The 14,600-nt window shown below is 46.1% G+C and carries 16 protein-coding genes; 6 read left to right on the top strand and 10 right to left on the bottom strand.

The window, feature by feature from the left end; genetic code table 11:
* The first annotated feature begins 54 nt into the window (after positions 1 to 54).
* On the top strand, positions 55 to 879 hold the full coding sequence (locus AELLOGFF_RS07540) for a CsiV family protein (RefSeq protein ID WP_159268179.1): 825 nt from the start codon (positions 55 to 57) through the stop codon (positions 877 to 879).
* On the opposite strand, the gene AELLOGFF_RS07535 is transcribed toward AELLOGFF_RS07540, so the two are convergent.
* Both AELLOGFF_RS07535 and AELLOGFF_RS07530 read right to left on the bottom strand, forming a co-directional pair.
* Positions 873 to 1,616 carry an S-methyl-5'-thioinosine phosphorylase gene (locus tag AELLOGFF_RS07535; RefSeq protein ID WP_159268178.1) on the bottom strand — a complete coding sequence of 248 codons (744 nt, stop codon included), beginning with the start codon at positions 1,614 to 1,616 and terminating at the stop codon, positions 873 to 875. The genes AELLOGFF_RS07540 and AELLOGFF_RS07535 overlap by 7 nt on opposite strands.
* The gene (locus AELLOGFF_RS07530) at positions 1,617 to 2,729 is read right to left on the bottom strand and encodes a mechanosensitive ion channel family protein (RefSeq protein ID WP_159268177.1); all 1,113 of its coding nucleotides are present in this window, start codon (positions 2,727 to 2,729) and stop codon (positions 1,617 to 1,619) included.
* Between the two features lie 254 nt (positions 2,730 to 2,983).
* On the opposite strand from AELLOGFF_RS07530, the gene AELLOGFF_RS07525 reads away from it, so the two are divergent.
* The 3 genes from AELLOGFF_RS07525 to AELLOGFF_RS07515 all read left to right on the top strand — a co-directional run bounded on the left by AELLOGFF_RS07525 (position 2,984) and on the right by AELLOGFF_RS07515 (position 4,506).
* Positions 2,984 to 3,301, top strand: coding sequence for a DUF6763 family protein (locus AELLOGFF_RS07525; protein ID WP_235035743.1), 318 nt, complete (start codon positions 2,984 to 2,986; stop codon positions 3,299 to 3,301).
* A gap of 180 nt (positions 3,302 to 3,481) precedes the next feature.
* A complete protein-coding gene (gene lexA, locus AELLOGFF_RS07520) occupies positions 3,482 to 4,084 on the top strand; it encodes a transcriptional repressor LexA (RefSeq protein ID WP_159268176.1) in 603 nt (200 codons plus the stop codon).
* Positions 4,085 to 4,089: 5 nt separating this feature from the next.
* Positions 4,090 to 4,506, top strand: a complete 417-nt coding sequence (locus AELLOGFF_RS07515; protein WP_159268175.1) for a hypothetical protein — start codon at positions 4,090 to 4,092, stop codon at positions 4,504 to 4,506.
* Positions 4,507 to 4,521: 15 nt separating this feature from the next.
* On the opposite strand, the gene AELLOGFF_RS07510 is transcribed toward AELLOGFF_RS07515, so the two are convergent.
* The 5 genes from AELLOGFF_RS07510 to AELLOGFF_RS07490 all read right to left on the bottom strand — a co-directional run bounded on the left by AELLOGFF_RS07510 (position 4,522) and on the right by AELLOGFF_RS07490 (position 8,901).
* Positions 4,522 to 4,779, bottom strand: coding sequence for a hypothetical protein (locus tag AELLOGFF_RS07510; protein ID WP_200842620.1), 258 nt, complete (start codon positions 4,777 to 4,779; stop codon positions 4,522 to 4,524).
* 85 nt (positions 4,780 to 4,864) lie between these two features.
* Positions 4,865 to 5,335, bottom strand: coding sequence for a hypothetical protein (locus AELLOGFF_RS07505; protein ID WP_159268174.1), 471 nt, complete (start codon positions 5,333 to 5,335; stop codon positions 4,865 to 4,867).
* Between the two features lie 31 nt (positions 5,336 to 5,366).
* Positions 5,367 to 8,039 (bottom strand): type I DNA topoisomerase, encoded by a 2,673-nt coding sequence (gene topA, locus AELLOGFF_RS07500; protein ID WP_159268173.1) that lies wholly within the window; start codon positions 8,037 to 8,039, stop codon positions 5,367 to 5,369.
* Positions 8,040 to 8,156: 117 nt separating this feature from the next.
* A complete protein-coding gene (locus tag AELLOGFF_RS07495) occupies positions 8,157 to 8,408 on the bottom strand; it encodes a DUF1653 domain-containing protein (protein WP_159268171.1) in 252 nt (83 codons plus the stop codon).
* A complete protein-coding gene (locus tag AELLOGFF_RS07490) occupies positions 8,401 to 8,901 on the bottom strand; it encodes a hypothetical protein (protein WP_159268169.1) in 501 nt (166 codons plus the stop codon). The genes AELLOGFF_RS07495 and AELLOGFF_RS07490 overlap by 8 nt, the downstream gene beginning before the upstream one ends.
* 86 nt (positions 8,902 to 8,987) lie before the next feature.
* Between AELLOGFF_RS07490 and AELLOGFF_RS07485 the strand changes: the two genes are divergently transcribed.
* Positions 8,988 to 9,428 (top strand): universal stress protein, encoded by a 441-nt coding sequence (locus AELLOGFF_RS07485; RefSeq protein ID WP_159268167.1) that lies wholly within the window; start codon positions 8,988 to 8,990, stop codon positions 9,426 to 9,428.
* Between the two features lie 3 nt (positions 9,429 to 9,431).
* Here AELLOGFF_RS07485 and AELLOGFF_RS07480 read toward each other — a convergent pair whose 3' ends face one another.
* The gene (locus AELLOGFF_RS07480) at positions 9,432 to 11,324 is read right to left on the bottom strand and encodes an ATP-binding cassette domain-containing protein (protein ID WP_159268165.1); all 1,893 of its coding nucleotides are present in this window, start codon (positions 11,322 to 11,324) and stop codon (positions 9,432 to 9,434) included.
* 107 nt (positions 11,325 to 11,431) lie between these two features.
* Between AELLOGFF_RS07480 and AELLOGFF_RS07475 the strand changes: the two genes are divergently transcribed.
* On the top strand, positions 11,432 to 13,369 hold the full coding sequence (locus AELLOGFF_RS07475) for a transglycosylase SLT domain-containing protein (RefSeq protein WP_159268163.1): 1,938 nt from the start codon (positions 11,432 to 11,434) through the stop codon (positions 13,367 to 13,369).
* Positions 13,370 to 13,416: 47 nt separating this feature from the next.
* On the opposite strand, the gene AELLOGFF_RS07470 is transcribed toward AELLOGFF_RS07475, so the two are convergent.
* Together AELLOGFF_RS07470 and AELLOGFF_RS07465 are read right to left on the bottom strand one after the other, a co-directional pair.
* A complete protein-coding gene (locus AELLOGFF_RS07470) occupies positions 13,417 to 14,217 on the bottom strand; it encodes an MOSC domain-containing protein (RefSeq protein ID WP_159268161.1) in 801 nt (266 codons plus the stop codon).
* The gene (locus AELLOGFF_RS07465) at positions 14,218 to 14,460 is read right to left on the bottom strand and encodes a glutaredoxin family protein (protein WP_159268159.1); all 243 of its coding nucleotides are present in this window, start codon (positions 14,458 to 14,460) and stop codon (positions 14,218 to 14,220) included. It lies immediately after the preceding gene.
* Positions 14,461 to 14,600: the final 140 nt, after the last annotated feature.

The following is a 14,600-nucleotide window of genomic DNA, read 5'->3' as shown; positions in this document are numbered from 1 at the left end:
TGGCTTGGCATTAGATGATCATGGGAAGACAGAGACACAATGGGACTTTTTGATATGAAAACGCTTAAGCGACGACCAAACCTCCAACAGCCCTATGTTGTGGTCGCCCTATTCATATTGCTATCGGCCAGCAACATGGCCTTTAGCCAAAACGACAGTCGCTTCCATATTGATCTTGTCGTATTTGCCAACAACGATCCCTCAAATCGGTACGAGGAAGACTGGCCAGACAACCTTCACCTCCGCTACCCTCGTAACTGGGTTCGCATAGACAACAGTGGCAATTCCTTACAAAAAGTTGACTATATGGACCCAGAGTTTGAAAAGACGCTTAAATCATTGCGCCTGTCGTCCCGCTACAAACCGCTTATCCAAGCCAGTTGGCAACAAGATTTAAAATCACGAAAAAATGCACCCGCCATCCTTATTCAAGGCGGCCGACAATACGGTAATCATTACGAATTAGAGGGATATCTCCGTGTTGCCGTAGAACGCTACCTTCATGTGGACACCAATTTATGGCTAAGTAGTTTCGGTAGCCAGGCAGGCAATTACTATCTACCGCGCCAACCCCTGCGATTTGACGAGCCAGAAGAAGAGTCCCCATTTATTGATGAGGACTTTGAATCTAGCCCAGAGTACGCCAAATTTCTTGAGCAAAACCCAAGCCGCACTCAAACATTGAGTCAAACTCCGGTGCAAGCACAAAATAATGACTACCCCATTGAACAAATAGTCGTAATGAAGCAGCAGCGCCGGATGCGAAGTGACGAATTACACTTTATTGATCACCCTCGCTTTGGGCTCATTATCAAAGTGACCAAGATAAAAACAAAACCTGTAGAGAGTGAGCCAGGTTCTGTAAACGCGGCTCAATAAGCCGCGATACAATGCGCGAGAATAGATTTAACTTGCAGCATGCCGGTATCGATGACAGTCTGAATATCTTCCATGGTAATAATGTTGTCGCTTAAGCCCGCACCTGGGTTAACGACAAGCGCTACCGACGCATATTCAATGCCTACTTCTCGGGCTAGACTTGCCTCAGGCATCGCCGTCATCCCAACAATATCGTTTCCATCACGGGCTAAACGGCTAATCTCTGCCGCCGTTTCTAAACGCGGCCCCTGTGTTACGGCATAAACGCCATAGTCTTCAAATGCAATATCAGCATCAACCGCCGCATTTGCGAGGCGAGACCTTAAATCCTGGCTATAGGGGTAACTAAAATCGATGTGCTCCACCTTGCCATTACTACCATCAAAAAATGTATGCTCTCGCCCCCAAGTATAATCATTAATTTGGTTGGGAATCGCAATCACCCCAGTGACAAATCGCTCACTTATCCCCCCCACTGCATTAACAGCAACCAAGGCATCAACCCCAGCCTTTTTTAGGGCCGCCACATTCGCTCTATAATTAATAGCATGTGGCGGAATTTGATGCCCCTTGCCATGACGTGCTAAAAAAAGAAACTCGGCACCCTCGTAGCGGATACGCTGTAATAATGAACTTGGGGCGCCATATTCTGTTTCTATAGCAGTTTCATCCAATACTTCAGCACCCGGCCAATCACACAGCCCAGTACCGCCGATTACGGCAATCGTTTTTGTCATTTAGTTACTGCTCCGCTGACGTTCTGACGCCGATTCAATTGAGATAGGGTCGAGTTTGATGGTGGACGTTGGGAACGCCACATCAGCCCCAAGGCCATGAATAATTTCAAGAATCCTTAGCAACACATCCTGCTTGATTTTATGGTATTCAACCCAGTTTGTGGTTTTGGTAAATGTATACACAAAAAAGTCCAATGAGGACGCATTGTACTTATTAAAATTAACGATCAGGGTTTTACCTAAATCTATATCTGAATGATCCTCTAGCATGGCTCGGACCTGTGTAATGATTTCAGGAACGACCGACGCATCCTCATAGCGCACCCCAATCGTCTCGTAGATTCGACGGTTTAGCATCCGTGATGGGTTTTCCACAGAAATTTGTGAAAACGTTGCATTGGGAACATACAGTGGACGTTGGTCGAAGGTTCTAATACGGGTTTGGCGCCAACCAATATTTTCTACCGTACCCTCAATATTTTTATCCGGAGAACGAATCCAATCCCCCACTGAAAAGGGACGATCCAAATACACCATCAAACCGCCAAAAAAGTTAGCCAACAAATCTTTCGCCGCAAAACCAACCGCTATCCCCCCAATACCACCAAAAGCCAAGACACCTGAAATACTGTATCCCAAGTTTTGAAGGACCATTAAGGCAGATACAATAATAATGGCAGACCGTACCAATTTACCCAGAGCCATTACTGTGGTCTGGTCAATAGGCTCATCCTGCTTACTGTAAGTATCCGACAACAAGCGCAATTCAACCTGCCGGACCAAAGACACCAAAAACCAAGCAAGAATCAACACCACACCCACTGCGCGTAGTGAATCCAGTGTTGAAAAAACTTCTGCTTCTGTCGATCGACCTATGATCTCTAATATGTGACTACCGCCCACTGCCCAAATCATTAACAGTGCAGGTCGCCTAGCAGCTTCCAACAATGCGTCATCCCAAAGGTTATGAGTTGCCTCAAATTTCTTAGCAAGGTGAGATATCAATCTGCCCAAAACCAAATTCAAGCTCAATAGGATTAAAACCAACACAAAAACATCGCCCAACCAGGGGTATTCCTCTGGTTGAAAATTCATCCACCACTGCTCCAACATTGGGGCATCCTCTAGGTTCTGCTAGACAATTTCATTTCTAAACGAGCCGCGCTTAGATAAATGAACCATAAAAAAAAATAAAAAAACCGCAAAACTAGATCAAAAAATGCATCTATGCGGCTGAATATAAAGCCAATTGTATTAAAGACTGCAACAAAACCCCAGCTCGCCGTTACGCAGCCGTGAAAAATACGTACTGGACAGTAAATTGTTAGATGTTAATTTGGAACGGTAAATCAACGGAGGCGAACATCATGGCCACAATTAGACCCCAAGTTGGTTATTGGTATAAAGACATCGAATCAAGTCAGTTATTTGAAGTTGTTGCAATCGACGACGACGGCGACTCAGTAGAAGTACAGCTAATCGACGGAGAACTGTGTCAATACGATATGGATAGCTGGGCACAGTTAAACCTAGACATGGTAGAAGAGCCAGAGGATTGGCGAAATGCATTTGAATTGAGTGATGACGATTATCGCTTTCTAGATGACACCATGGTTCCTGAAAGCTGGAATCCACTATCAGAAATCGAATCAGATATCGTCAACGGCATCACCGACGAATACTGACAATCCAAACGTTATCTTTGTAAACGATAGCCCCCCGTTGCTCGACCTCCCCTCCAACCTGCCTTGGCAGGTTTTTTTTGTATATAGGCAAGTTCAAACCAATTAATAAGACAGCTATTGCCATCCAAATAATACTGTATATAATAACAGCTACTGTATAAGTAACCAGATGCTGAAATTATGGAAAAGCTGACCGCTAGGCAAAGTGAAGTCCTCCAATTAATCAAAGACCACATCGGTGAAACAGGCTATCCGCCAACAAGAGCTGATATTGCACGGCAGCTTGGCTTCAAATCTCCCAATGCAGCAGAAGAGCACCTCAAAGCCCTTGCTCGTAAGGGCGCAATAGAAATCATTGCCGGTGCGTCACGAGGCATCAGACTCCCAGAAAACCTGGGACTCCCTATTATTGGTCGAGTTGCTGCAGGCAACCCAATACTTGCTGAAGCCAATATAGAAGATTATTGCGATATGCCGGGATCCATTTTTTCACCCAGCGCCGACTATTTCCTTAGGGTTAAAGGCGACAGTATGATTAATGTTGGCATATTTGATGATGATTTACTTGCCGTTCATCGCACCAGTGATGTCCGCAATGGCCAGATTGTCGTTGCCCGCATTGATGATGAAGTAACGGTTAAACGCTTTCAGCAAAACAAAAGTAAGTTTCAAATTTCACTCATTGCCGAAAACCCAGAATACGCCCCTATCGAAGTCGATTTAAGAGAGCAAGACTTTGCTATTGAAGGGTTAAGTGTTGGCGTTTTAAGACGCGGGAGCTAAATACAATGACATGTATCGAACAAATGCCTTTACATTATAATCCCGTCACAGAAAATGGCGACGGACAAGTTACCGAAATCACAATGCGTAGCGATGCTCACTTGTCACGACCAATGCTGGCAGCCATGATGATTGAACTTAGTGGTAACTCCGATCAGCGCTGGCTTTGCTGGGTTGCTGATCGACCACTAAAACCGTTACTTAATGCCGATGTGCATCAACATAATCGAAAAATTCTGCAAGTAGTTTCAAATAGTAATCGTGATCTATGCGAAATAGCGATAAGAGCACTAGAGCGTGGAAAAAGCCATACCGTTGCTATTTTGATAGAAAAGCCTTTACGGGACGATGAGAGAGAGGCTTTAAAGGCGGCTGCATTGGCTGGTTCAGCCGAGTGCCTTGTCATATATATGCACTCGTAAAACAGGCCTTATCAATTAATGGACAGTTTTGACCTCAGGTTCTTGGTCATCGAAGTCATCATCGTCCACATAATTTTCCTCTCCTGCAGACACTGCGGCCGCTTCAATACCGGCTTGAACCATTGCACGCGCAACATCCAAAACGGAACCCGTGATGTGCTCGCGGGTTTCTTTAGAGAATTTAATCGTCACCAGCGGGTTTTCATCACCTTCTGATCGCTGTAAAACAATATCACCGTTAGCGAGTTCGACGAGTTCTAAATATGACAACACTTATATATCCTTGATCTAGCGAGTGCCAACACAGCACCCCTGATGGCCTATTGTAGCAAACACGCCCATCGAGACGCCAACCACATCAATATTCCATCAAAGTCGCTCTATGACGCGCAATCAACGATTTTAATTCTTCTAGGCTTTCTTGCAGATCTAACTCAATATGCCCCTGAGCTGCCGCATCACTCGCGATAACACCACCCGCTGGAGCTCTACCTGATTGCAAGAAAGGGTACTCAACCAAAGACTTTAGCCAACCCGAATATACCTCTCGATCGGCAAGCTCAATAATTTCAGGAGGCAAATCATCCGAAACTATAGAACGAGCAGTAAAGAAACCACCTGGTATGCTCAAGCCAAACTTTGGTTGCTGCTTCAGAATATCAGCCAAATGACATTGATAGGCTAATAGCAGCTGCCAAATTAATGACTCCGTGGTTGCGCGGTGAAAATGCCCACCCCACTCATCAAAGGTTTCGGCATTTAATTGCGACAAATATTGCTCGGCAAAATAAATATGTAAATTAGATTGCCCTCGAAAGCTATCTTTCATTGCGCCTGCCTCACGACTCATGCCAGCCTAATTACTTGGATGCTTTCGCCTTAGGTTTGGCTTTTTTAGCCGCTTTTTCCCTTACGACCCATTTACCACCCTCAAAGAACGCAGACCAACCAGATGGTTTACCATCAACCTCTGTTTGTACATATTGCTCTTTAGTTTTACGACTGTATCGAATTACCGTATCGCGGCCTTCTTTGTCGCTCACCGGTGCGTCGAATAAAAATGCATACTTTTCATCAATCTCGTCGCGATGAGGCAAAATCTCTTTAACCAATGGCGCACGAGTTTCCCGATTGCGAGGGAAGGCACTGGCAGCTAGAAACAAACCAGATGCACCATCACGTAAAATATAGTGATCATCTACTTTTAAGCAGGCCAATTCCGGCATGGGTACAGGGTCCATTTTTGGCGGCGCTGCTTCGCCACTACGCAGTAACTTGCGTGTATTTTTACATTCCTCATTGGTACAGCCAAAATACTTTCCGAAGCGGCCAGTTTTGAGCTGCATATCCGAGCCACATTTGTCGCACTCAATTAGCGGTCCTTCGTAGCCTTTAACCTTAAAGCTACCCTCTTCTATTTCGTGACCCGAACAGTCCGGGTTATTCCCGCAAATGTGCAATTTTCTTGATTCATCAATGACATAACTATCCATTGCGGTATTGCATAACTGACAGCGCTTCTTAGCGCGCAGCAGTTTAGATTCCGCCTCGTCGTCATCACTATCAATACTCACAAAGTCATCGCCAGAAACGAGGTTAATGGTTTTCTTGCAACGCTCCTTTGGCGGCAAAGCATAGCCCGAGCAGCCCAAAAACACCCCTGTACTCGCCGTGCGAATCTGCATATCACGACCACAATTTGGGCACTTAATGTCCGTCCCCGTGGGTGTGTTTTGGCGCATACCGGCATCAGCGGCTTCGGCAGTTTCTAAGGTTTTGCGAAAATCGACATAAAATTCGTTTAGCAGCAACTTCCAGTTTTTATCCCCGGCAGCTACCGCATCCAACAATTCTTCCATTCTAGCGGTAAAACTATAATCCAAAAGATTACTAAAACTTTCTACCAGGCGATCAGTGACAATATCGCCCATTTTTTCTGCATAGAAACGTCTGTTTTCGACTTTTACGTAGCCACGATCCTGAATGGTGGAGATGATTGAGGCGTAGGTAGAGGGGCGACCTATACCTCGTTTTTCCAATTCTTTAACTAGAGCGGCCTCGGAATAACGCGGTGAAGGCTTGGTAAAATGTTGAGTCGGGTCCACTTTCACCAATGCTAAAACTTCACCGACTTTTACATCGGGTAATTCTTGATCCTCTTCTTTTTTAGCGGCTACAGGTGGCTGCACTTTCATAAAGCCATCAAATCGTACAACTCGGCCTCGGGTTCTAAGCTCAAATTCTCCGGAGGTAACGGTAATCGAGGTGCTGGTAAAGTCCGCTGACACCATTTGGCAAGCCACAAATTGCCGCCAAATTAAGGTGTATAGTCGCTCAGCGTCACGCTCCATCCCTGCCAATTGCGTTGGCTCAACGTTGACATCAGAGGGTCGAATCGCCTCATGTGCCTCTTGAGCCCCTTCTTTACTTGAATAAGAGCGAGGAGAATCGGGCAAATACTTGTTTGAGAAATTGCCAGAAATATAATCCCGACAAGCAGCGACAGCATCAGCACTTAAATTTGTAGAATCTGTACGCATATAGGTGATGTAGCCGGCCTCATAAAGCCGCTGAGCCATCATCATCGTTTTCTTGACCCCAAAGCCTAGCCTAGTGCTCGCCGCCTGCTGGAGTGTCGAGGTAATGTAAGGCGCACTAGGGTGGCTCTTAGTGGGCTTGTCTTCTCTAGCACTGACTTTGAACTGCCCCTGTTCTAAAGCAGAGGCTGCCGCCATGGCATCTTTTTCATTGTCTGGCCGAAATGCCACACCGGCTTGTTTTTTAAGCTCTAGGCGCAACTTGCCTGACTTGGCGGTATTGTCAGTATGAATCTGCCAGTACTCATCCGGTATAAACGCTCTTATTTCTTTTTCTCGATCTACGATCAAGCGCACTGCAACTGATTGCACACGCCCAGCAGATAAGCCCCGCGCTATTTTTGCCCACAACAGCGGAGAGACCATATAGCCAACAATCCGATCTAAAAAGCGTCGGGCCTGCTGGGCATTAACCCTATCAATATCTAATTCTGTAGGGCTTTCAAAAGCCGACTGTATTGCCTTTTTGGTTATCTCATTAAATACGACACGTTTATATCGGCTATCATCGCCGCCAATAGATTCACGTAAATGCCATGCAATGGCCTCTCCCTCGCGGTCCAAATCCGTCGCGAGGTAGATTGTGTCAGCATTTTCAGCAAGCTTCTTTAACTCATTAACCACTTTTTCCTTGCCGGGCAATATTTCATAATGAGCCTTCCAATCATTGTCTGGGTCCACACCCATACGACCAACCAGTTGCTCGCGCGCCTTATTCTTTTTGTGGATAGCTTTTTCTTCAGGGGACATTTTTCGCGTGAGAGCGGCAGCTTTAGCTCGCTGCTTGGCATCTACAGGCGTCGCTTTACTGCTACCACTAGTAGGTAAATCGCGGATATGGCCAATACTGGATTTCACGATGTAATCGTTACCCAGGTATTTGTTAATGGTCTTCGCTTTTGCCGGCGATTCCACAATAACTAAAGATTTGCCCATATTATCCTTCAAAAATTTATGTAAACGTGTGACGCCTTAACGGCGAGAGGCGACATATATAAGTGTTCATTCAGCTAGGGTCAAGGGCGAAATGAAACCCCTACCCTTGTTAACGGCTTATAACCCTGCGTCATTAGCTGGTCTAACAAACTCAAACCTAGGTAAAGTTTTTCCTTTAAATTCAATGAGTTCCACGAACATTTCAAACGGCCTAACCCATAAAGCTGCTTCGCCATAGAGCGGTCTATAAACTACAACTAATTCTTCTGTTTCACTGTGAGTAGCAACGTCGTAGACCTGATACTCCCCACCTTTGTAATGGCGATACACACCTGGCGCCAAGTTTTTGCTCCCCGCTTGACTACTCACTACGCTTTACTCCATTTTCAAGACCAGTATCACTAATTATGGCGTCAAAGCATTCGCTAATGTTTGTTACTACATCAGCGCTAGCATTCACCTCTCGCCAATAAATATTGAGGCCAAGCGGTGTTAATTCAAGCATGCTTGCGTCGCGAGGTAGCAAATGCTGATATTTTTTGATGGTTTGTAACAGATCAGCATCAAGCGACAAGGTATCATCCTCATCCTCATCTTCTGCCACGTCAATCAACCAATACTTCCAACTACCTATTGACTTTGAATTAGGTAAAAAACGGCTATAACACACCCCAAACACATCTTCTTCACGCCGAACTTTTGCCCTTCGTGTTTTTGGCATTGCCACCACTTTTACGGACAATCCCAGTGAGCGCGCATGGGTACGTATTTGCGCCTGCTGAGTTTGCCGTCGTGAAGGTAATATCCACATCACTGGGGCCAACATAAACCCAATGACAACTACAGCTATTAACCACCCCATTTAATCACTCCAACGAGTTGACTGGACAGATGGCAGGCTTTATACCTTAATAGCAGGGTAAATTGCGACTACAAAAGGTGAATGAGATGGCAAATTACAAGCGTATTCTTACGGCAATTGATCTATCTGACGAGGCTGATGCGGTCCTAACTCGCGCAATTGCTATGGCAGCGAGTGACAACGCCGAGCTTCATTTAGTGCACGTAGTGGAGCCCTTAAACCTCGCTTATGGCGGCGACATTCCTATGGATTTCTCCAGCGTGCAAGAACAGCTACAAACCCAAGCTGAAGAGGCACTGCAACAGTATGCAGCCCGCGCCAATATACCTGCAGAGCATTATCACTTACTCAGCGGGCGACCAGACTCTCAGGTCCACGAGCTAAGCGAAAGCATCGCTGCAGACCTCATTATTGTGGGCAGCCACGGCCGCAAAGGCTTAGCCTTATTGCTAGGCTCAACTGCCAACGCTGTTTTACATGGAGCAAGCTGCGATGTATTAGCAGTTAGGGTCGGACAAGAAGAATAATCTTTATTCTGCTAGCTCAAGCCAGCGGTCCATACATTCGTCCAGCTCACGCTGGACATTTGCTAGTTGATCAAGATGTTTAGTCACTTTCTCAGCATCTTGCTGATAAAATTCAGGAGCGCCAGCAAGCTCCCCTAACTCCGCAATTTCAGCCTCTAGCTTTTCAATTTTTGCAGGCAAGCCATCGAGCTCTCGCTGGTCCTTGTAACTTAACTTTTTTCCCTTAAGAGCTGGCTTCGCCTCTATGGTTGATGTTACCGGTGCAGCAGCTTTACTTGCCGTCGCGCTTTTTTGCTGAGCAGCAGTGCGCGCCATATAATTAGATACCTCGGTATAGCCACCTACGTGTTCGCTAATCTGGCCATTACCCTCAAATAACAAGCAACTGCTAGCAACACTATCTACAAAAGAACGATCATGACTGACCAGTAACACGGTACCAGTAAATTCAACCAGCAGACTCTCTAGCAACTCCAGGGTTTCCATATCTAGGTCATTTGTAGGTTCATCCATTACCAATACATTAGCAGGCTGACTGAATAAACATGCAAGCTGAACACGAGCACGCTCACCACCGGATAACACCCCAAAGTGGCTGCGGGCACGTTCTGGCGTGAATAAAAAATCGCCAAGATAACTCATGATATGCCGGTCTTTACCATTAATCGTGACCGAGTCACGACCTTGACCAACAATGTCGACAACTCGTTTATCTTCATCTAAGCGGTCACGTAACTGATCGAAATACGCCACCTGTAATTTCGTACCCGCCTTTACCGTTCCTGCCTGTGGGGCCAGCTCACCGAGAATGAGTCGAAGTAATGTGGTTTTACCCGCACCATTTGGACCAATTAATGCTAATTTATCGCCACGACAAATTAATAAGGAAAGCTTATCGACCAATAACTTACCCGGCACTTCGAAGCTCACCTCGGTAAGCTCTGCAACGACCTTGCCTGTTTTATCACCCTGATTAACACTGAGGCTAGCCGAGCCGGTAATTACGCGTCGTTGAGAACGCTCACTGCGCATTTTTTCTAGCGCCCTTACTCGGCCTTCGTTACGGGTTCTTCGCGCCTTTATGCCTTGTCGAATCCACACTTCTTCTTGTGCCAAACGCTTATCAAAAAGGGCGTTTTGTTCAGCTTCGACCTCTAAAGCATGCTCTTTTAATTCAAGGTATCGAACGTAATTTGTATCGTAGTTTGTCAGTATTCCTCTATCCAACTCTATGATTCGCGTAGCTAATTTTTCAATTAACGCCCTATCGTGGGTAACAAATAACACGCAACCTTGAAAAGACATAACACACTGTTCTAGCCACAAAATACCATCCAAATCCAAATGGTTAGTGGGCTCATCTAGTAATAAAATATCTGGCTCACACACCAGAGCCCGCGCCAAGGCGACACGGCGACGCCAGCCGCCAGATAAGCTGGCAACTGTTGCATCTGCGTCCAACTCAAGCCGAGATAAAATATTTTCTATACGCTGTTGGAATAACCATCCATCGTTAACTTCAATCTCACGTTGTAATTTTTCGAGCTCATTTAACTCTTTATCACCCATATCTGAGCTAATTAATTCATGATAACGGCGCAGGGTCTTACCCAAACCGGCCAAACCATCGGCAACTACGTCGTAAATTGTTTCTTCTGGAGAGGCAAAGTCTAAGGTTTGCTCCATTCTCGCGACTTTCACCCCAGGTTGACGCCATATATCACCTGAATCCACGGTTGTATTGCCATCAACAATTCGTAGCAATGTTGACTTGCCGCAGCCATTTCGGCCCAATAAACAGACACGATCCCCAGCCTCTAATTGCAATTCTGCGTTATCCAGCACAATCTGTTGTCCAATACTGTGCTGTAATTGTGTCGCGCGTAACAAAGGCATATATTTGATCCAGTGTGTAAGCAGCATTATGCTGACTAATCTAAAGAGTTGGTTCGTTCGGTTATTTACTTAAGGAAATTCACGATGTTCTACAGGGCTGCAGGGATATGAAACGCCTCATTACATTTTTTATCGCTCTATCTACACTAATATCGCAAGCACATGCCGATCTTAGTCTTGATGAAAGCCGCCTATTATACCGTGAAGCCATTACGGAAATCAGCCGTGGCCGACTTGCCAATGCAGAAAAGCTCATCCCAAAGCTAAATAACTACCCTTTACTCCCTTATTTAGAGCTCGAATTAATCAAGGCTCAAATTAACAATGTATCGCCACAGACCATTGACGTTTATCTACAACAATATGGCGATACCATCGTAGGCCAGCGCCTTCGCATCTCTTGGTTAAATAAATTACGACGCAGCCGCGACTGGCCCCGCTATGTTCACTACTATAAAAAGAATTCTTCAAAAACCGGTAGCTGCCTTTATGCTTACGCCTTACGTCAAATCGGCGACCACGCTGAAGCCGACGCGGTTATTGCCAAAACATGGCAAACGCCCTATTCACTGCCCAAAGAATGTGACCCTCCTATTAGCCAGTGGATGGCTAGACTGACCCAAACGCAAAAAGAAAATCAATATATCATTCGCGCTGAACTGGCCCTCAAAAAAGGCCAAACTGATATGGCGCGCTATTTACTGGGTAAAGTCACAGGGTCAGATCAATACATAGAGCTGCTGCGCAAGCCCGCACGCCTCCATCAGATTGGCTCAAACTTACCCCCTTCTGGGCTTAGTCAAGAAGTCGCAGTACATACATTAAAGCGCCTAGCTCGTGGTGATTTTGAAAAAACTAACACCCTATGGCACCAGCTTGAGCACAACCTCCATTTCACTGCAGCACAAAATTATGCGCTTCGCGATAGTATGGCAAGGCAAACCATCGCGAGTGATGCCGACTACACCCGCGACTGGATTACAGCCACCGATCCAAACCACGAAGACCCCTATCTCACTGAGTGGCGCATTAGGCTGGCTTTAAAGGATCGTGACTGGATCGCCGTTCAAAAAACAATTCCGTTCCTTCCCCCTGAAAAACGCGAAAAAGCGGATTGGCGATACTGGTGGGCACGTGCCGACATTGAGCTTAATGGTGAATTGAGCGTAAGCACCCAATTGGTATTACAACAGCTTGCCGCTGAGCGAGGCTACTATAGTTTTTTGGCTGCCGACATTCTTAACGAAGATTATCAGCTGGCATCAACTCGAACTGTCGACGCCAGCCTTCTTGAGGAAATCAAACAGCATAGCGCGATCATTCGCGCCCGTGAGCTGTATTTACTGGGTGAGCACTTTACCGCCACCCTTGAATGGAATTACGGCATGCGCAGCTTGAACACAACAGAGAAAGTTGCCGCCGCACAACTTGCTTTAAATTGGGGCTGGTCACATCAATCCATTATGACGGCTATTCGAGCCGGCGAGTGGGACGATCTCACCCTGCGCTTTCCAACACCCTACAAAAACACGTTTAGCGAAATAGCAAAGCGTGAAAACATCGAACTTAAATGGATTTACGCCATTGCTCGCCAGGAAAGTGCGTTCTCACCAAGCGCCAACTCATCTGTGGGTGCTCGCGGCATAATGCAACTGATGCCAGGCACTGCCCGCACCGTGGCAAGACAAATGGGAATAGCTAAGCCCCGCACTGCTGACTTGGTAACCCCAGAGAAAAATATTGCTATGGGCGGTTTCTATCTGGGTCAACTGCAAGAACAGTTTGGCGGAAACCGAATACTTGCAACAGCTGCCTACAATGCTGGTCCAACAAGAGTCGAACGCGTCTTACTTCGTCAAAAAGGTGATCTGCCTGCTGACATTTGGATAGAGAATTTACCCTACGGCGAAACCCGTGAGTACATCAAAAACGTTCTGGCTTTCAGTGTTATCTACGCCGACAAACTAAAGCTGGACCGCCCCCTACTTGCAAGTCATGAACGCATAATTGGGCCGGCCAACGCAGCCACTGCACAAAAAAATTAATACCGAAAAAGGCAGGTGTATAGGCGCCTGCCTTAGTTAGTAAATTGTTATTTTAAAATTTCCACCTCTTGGCCAAGAGTAATGCTTCCGTCACCACGATGAAGTAAATTTTGGCCAAAAAACACCTGCCCATCTCGTGTTCGCTCACGCCGCAGCATTCTAAATACATCGGGCTCTCGCACACCATTATCTAAATTAATCGTAGGTATCGCGCACCGCGCACAGGGTTTTACAAGGTCGAATTCAACGTCACCGATCCTTAAGCGTCGCCAAGCATCTTCAGCAAAAGCCTCACTACCAGTTACCACAATATTTGGTCTAAAGCGCTCCATCTCAAGGGTTCGCCCCAGCGATTTAGACAAGGCAGCCAAAGACGCTGTAGAGCATAATAAAAACGGGAAGCCATCTGCAAAACTAACTTGTGCACCAATAGGAGCAAATGCTGTATCGACTTGACGAAGATAATCATCAGGCATAAAACATAGTCGAACTGATTGCCCTAGTACATCGCTCAGCCAAGCTGCCGGAGCATCACCTGCATCTATTGCGGAGCAGGTATCAGACCACACTGACACGTCATAACACTGGCCATCAGTAGGTTGAGCTACATCTATACCATGCCCAGGGTCGCTCACTAATTGTATTCTCACCCCACGCTCAGTTAGCAATGCCGACAACCTGCTCATCATCGGAAGCTGCCGTTGGCTCACAAAACGATGACGAGTGTCTACAAGCATCCATCGCCGATCTAAATTCGGTCCCCACTTATTCACCTCAAGACGAGCAAGAGACTCACCAACCATAGATTTTACGGGATAGCGCCATAATGAAGTAACGGTCAGCGCCATTTAGGTTTCCTCAGCAAATTGCATGACGCTAGAGGTATCAAAAGGCCAGCACAAGACGTTGCCATCAAAACGCTTCAAAAGAGGGATTGTATCCGCATATTTTTCAAGAGTGGCGTCGTCATCGGCAATGTCGATAAGCTCTATTTGCCAATGAGTTTGCTCCACAAGTAGCTGGGCTAATATAGCCTCTGCCAACTCACATAAATGGCAAGCAGATGTGCCGTAAAGCCTAAACTCCTTCATCCAATCTCCATCAGGTACAAAGACATAGTCGTCACAATCCAAATCATCTTGTATATGAGAGCAGACCAATATTATTGATGCCAACAACACGTAACGATTTAACAAAGCCCTCAGCACACGGAGTACGAGGGCTTAACGGC

This window comes from Zhongshania aliphaticivorans (assembly GCF_902705875.1).
GTDB lineage: Bacteria > Pseudomonadota > Gammaproteobacteria > Pseudomonadales > Spongiibacteraceae > Spongiibacter > Spongiibacter aliphaticivorans_A.
Note: the sequence above shows the minus strand (reverse complement) of the source record. Positions and strands in the feature narration are given on the sequence as shown.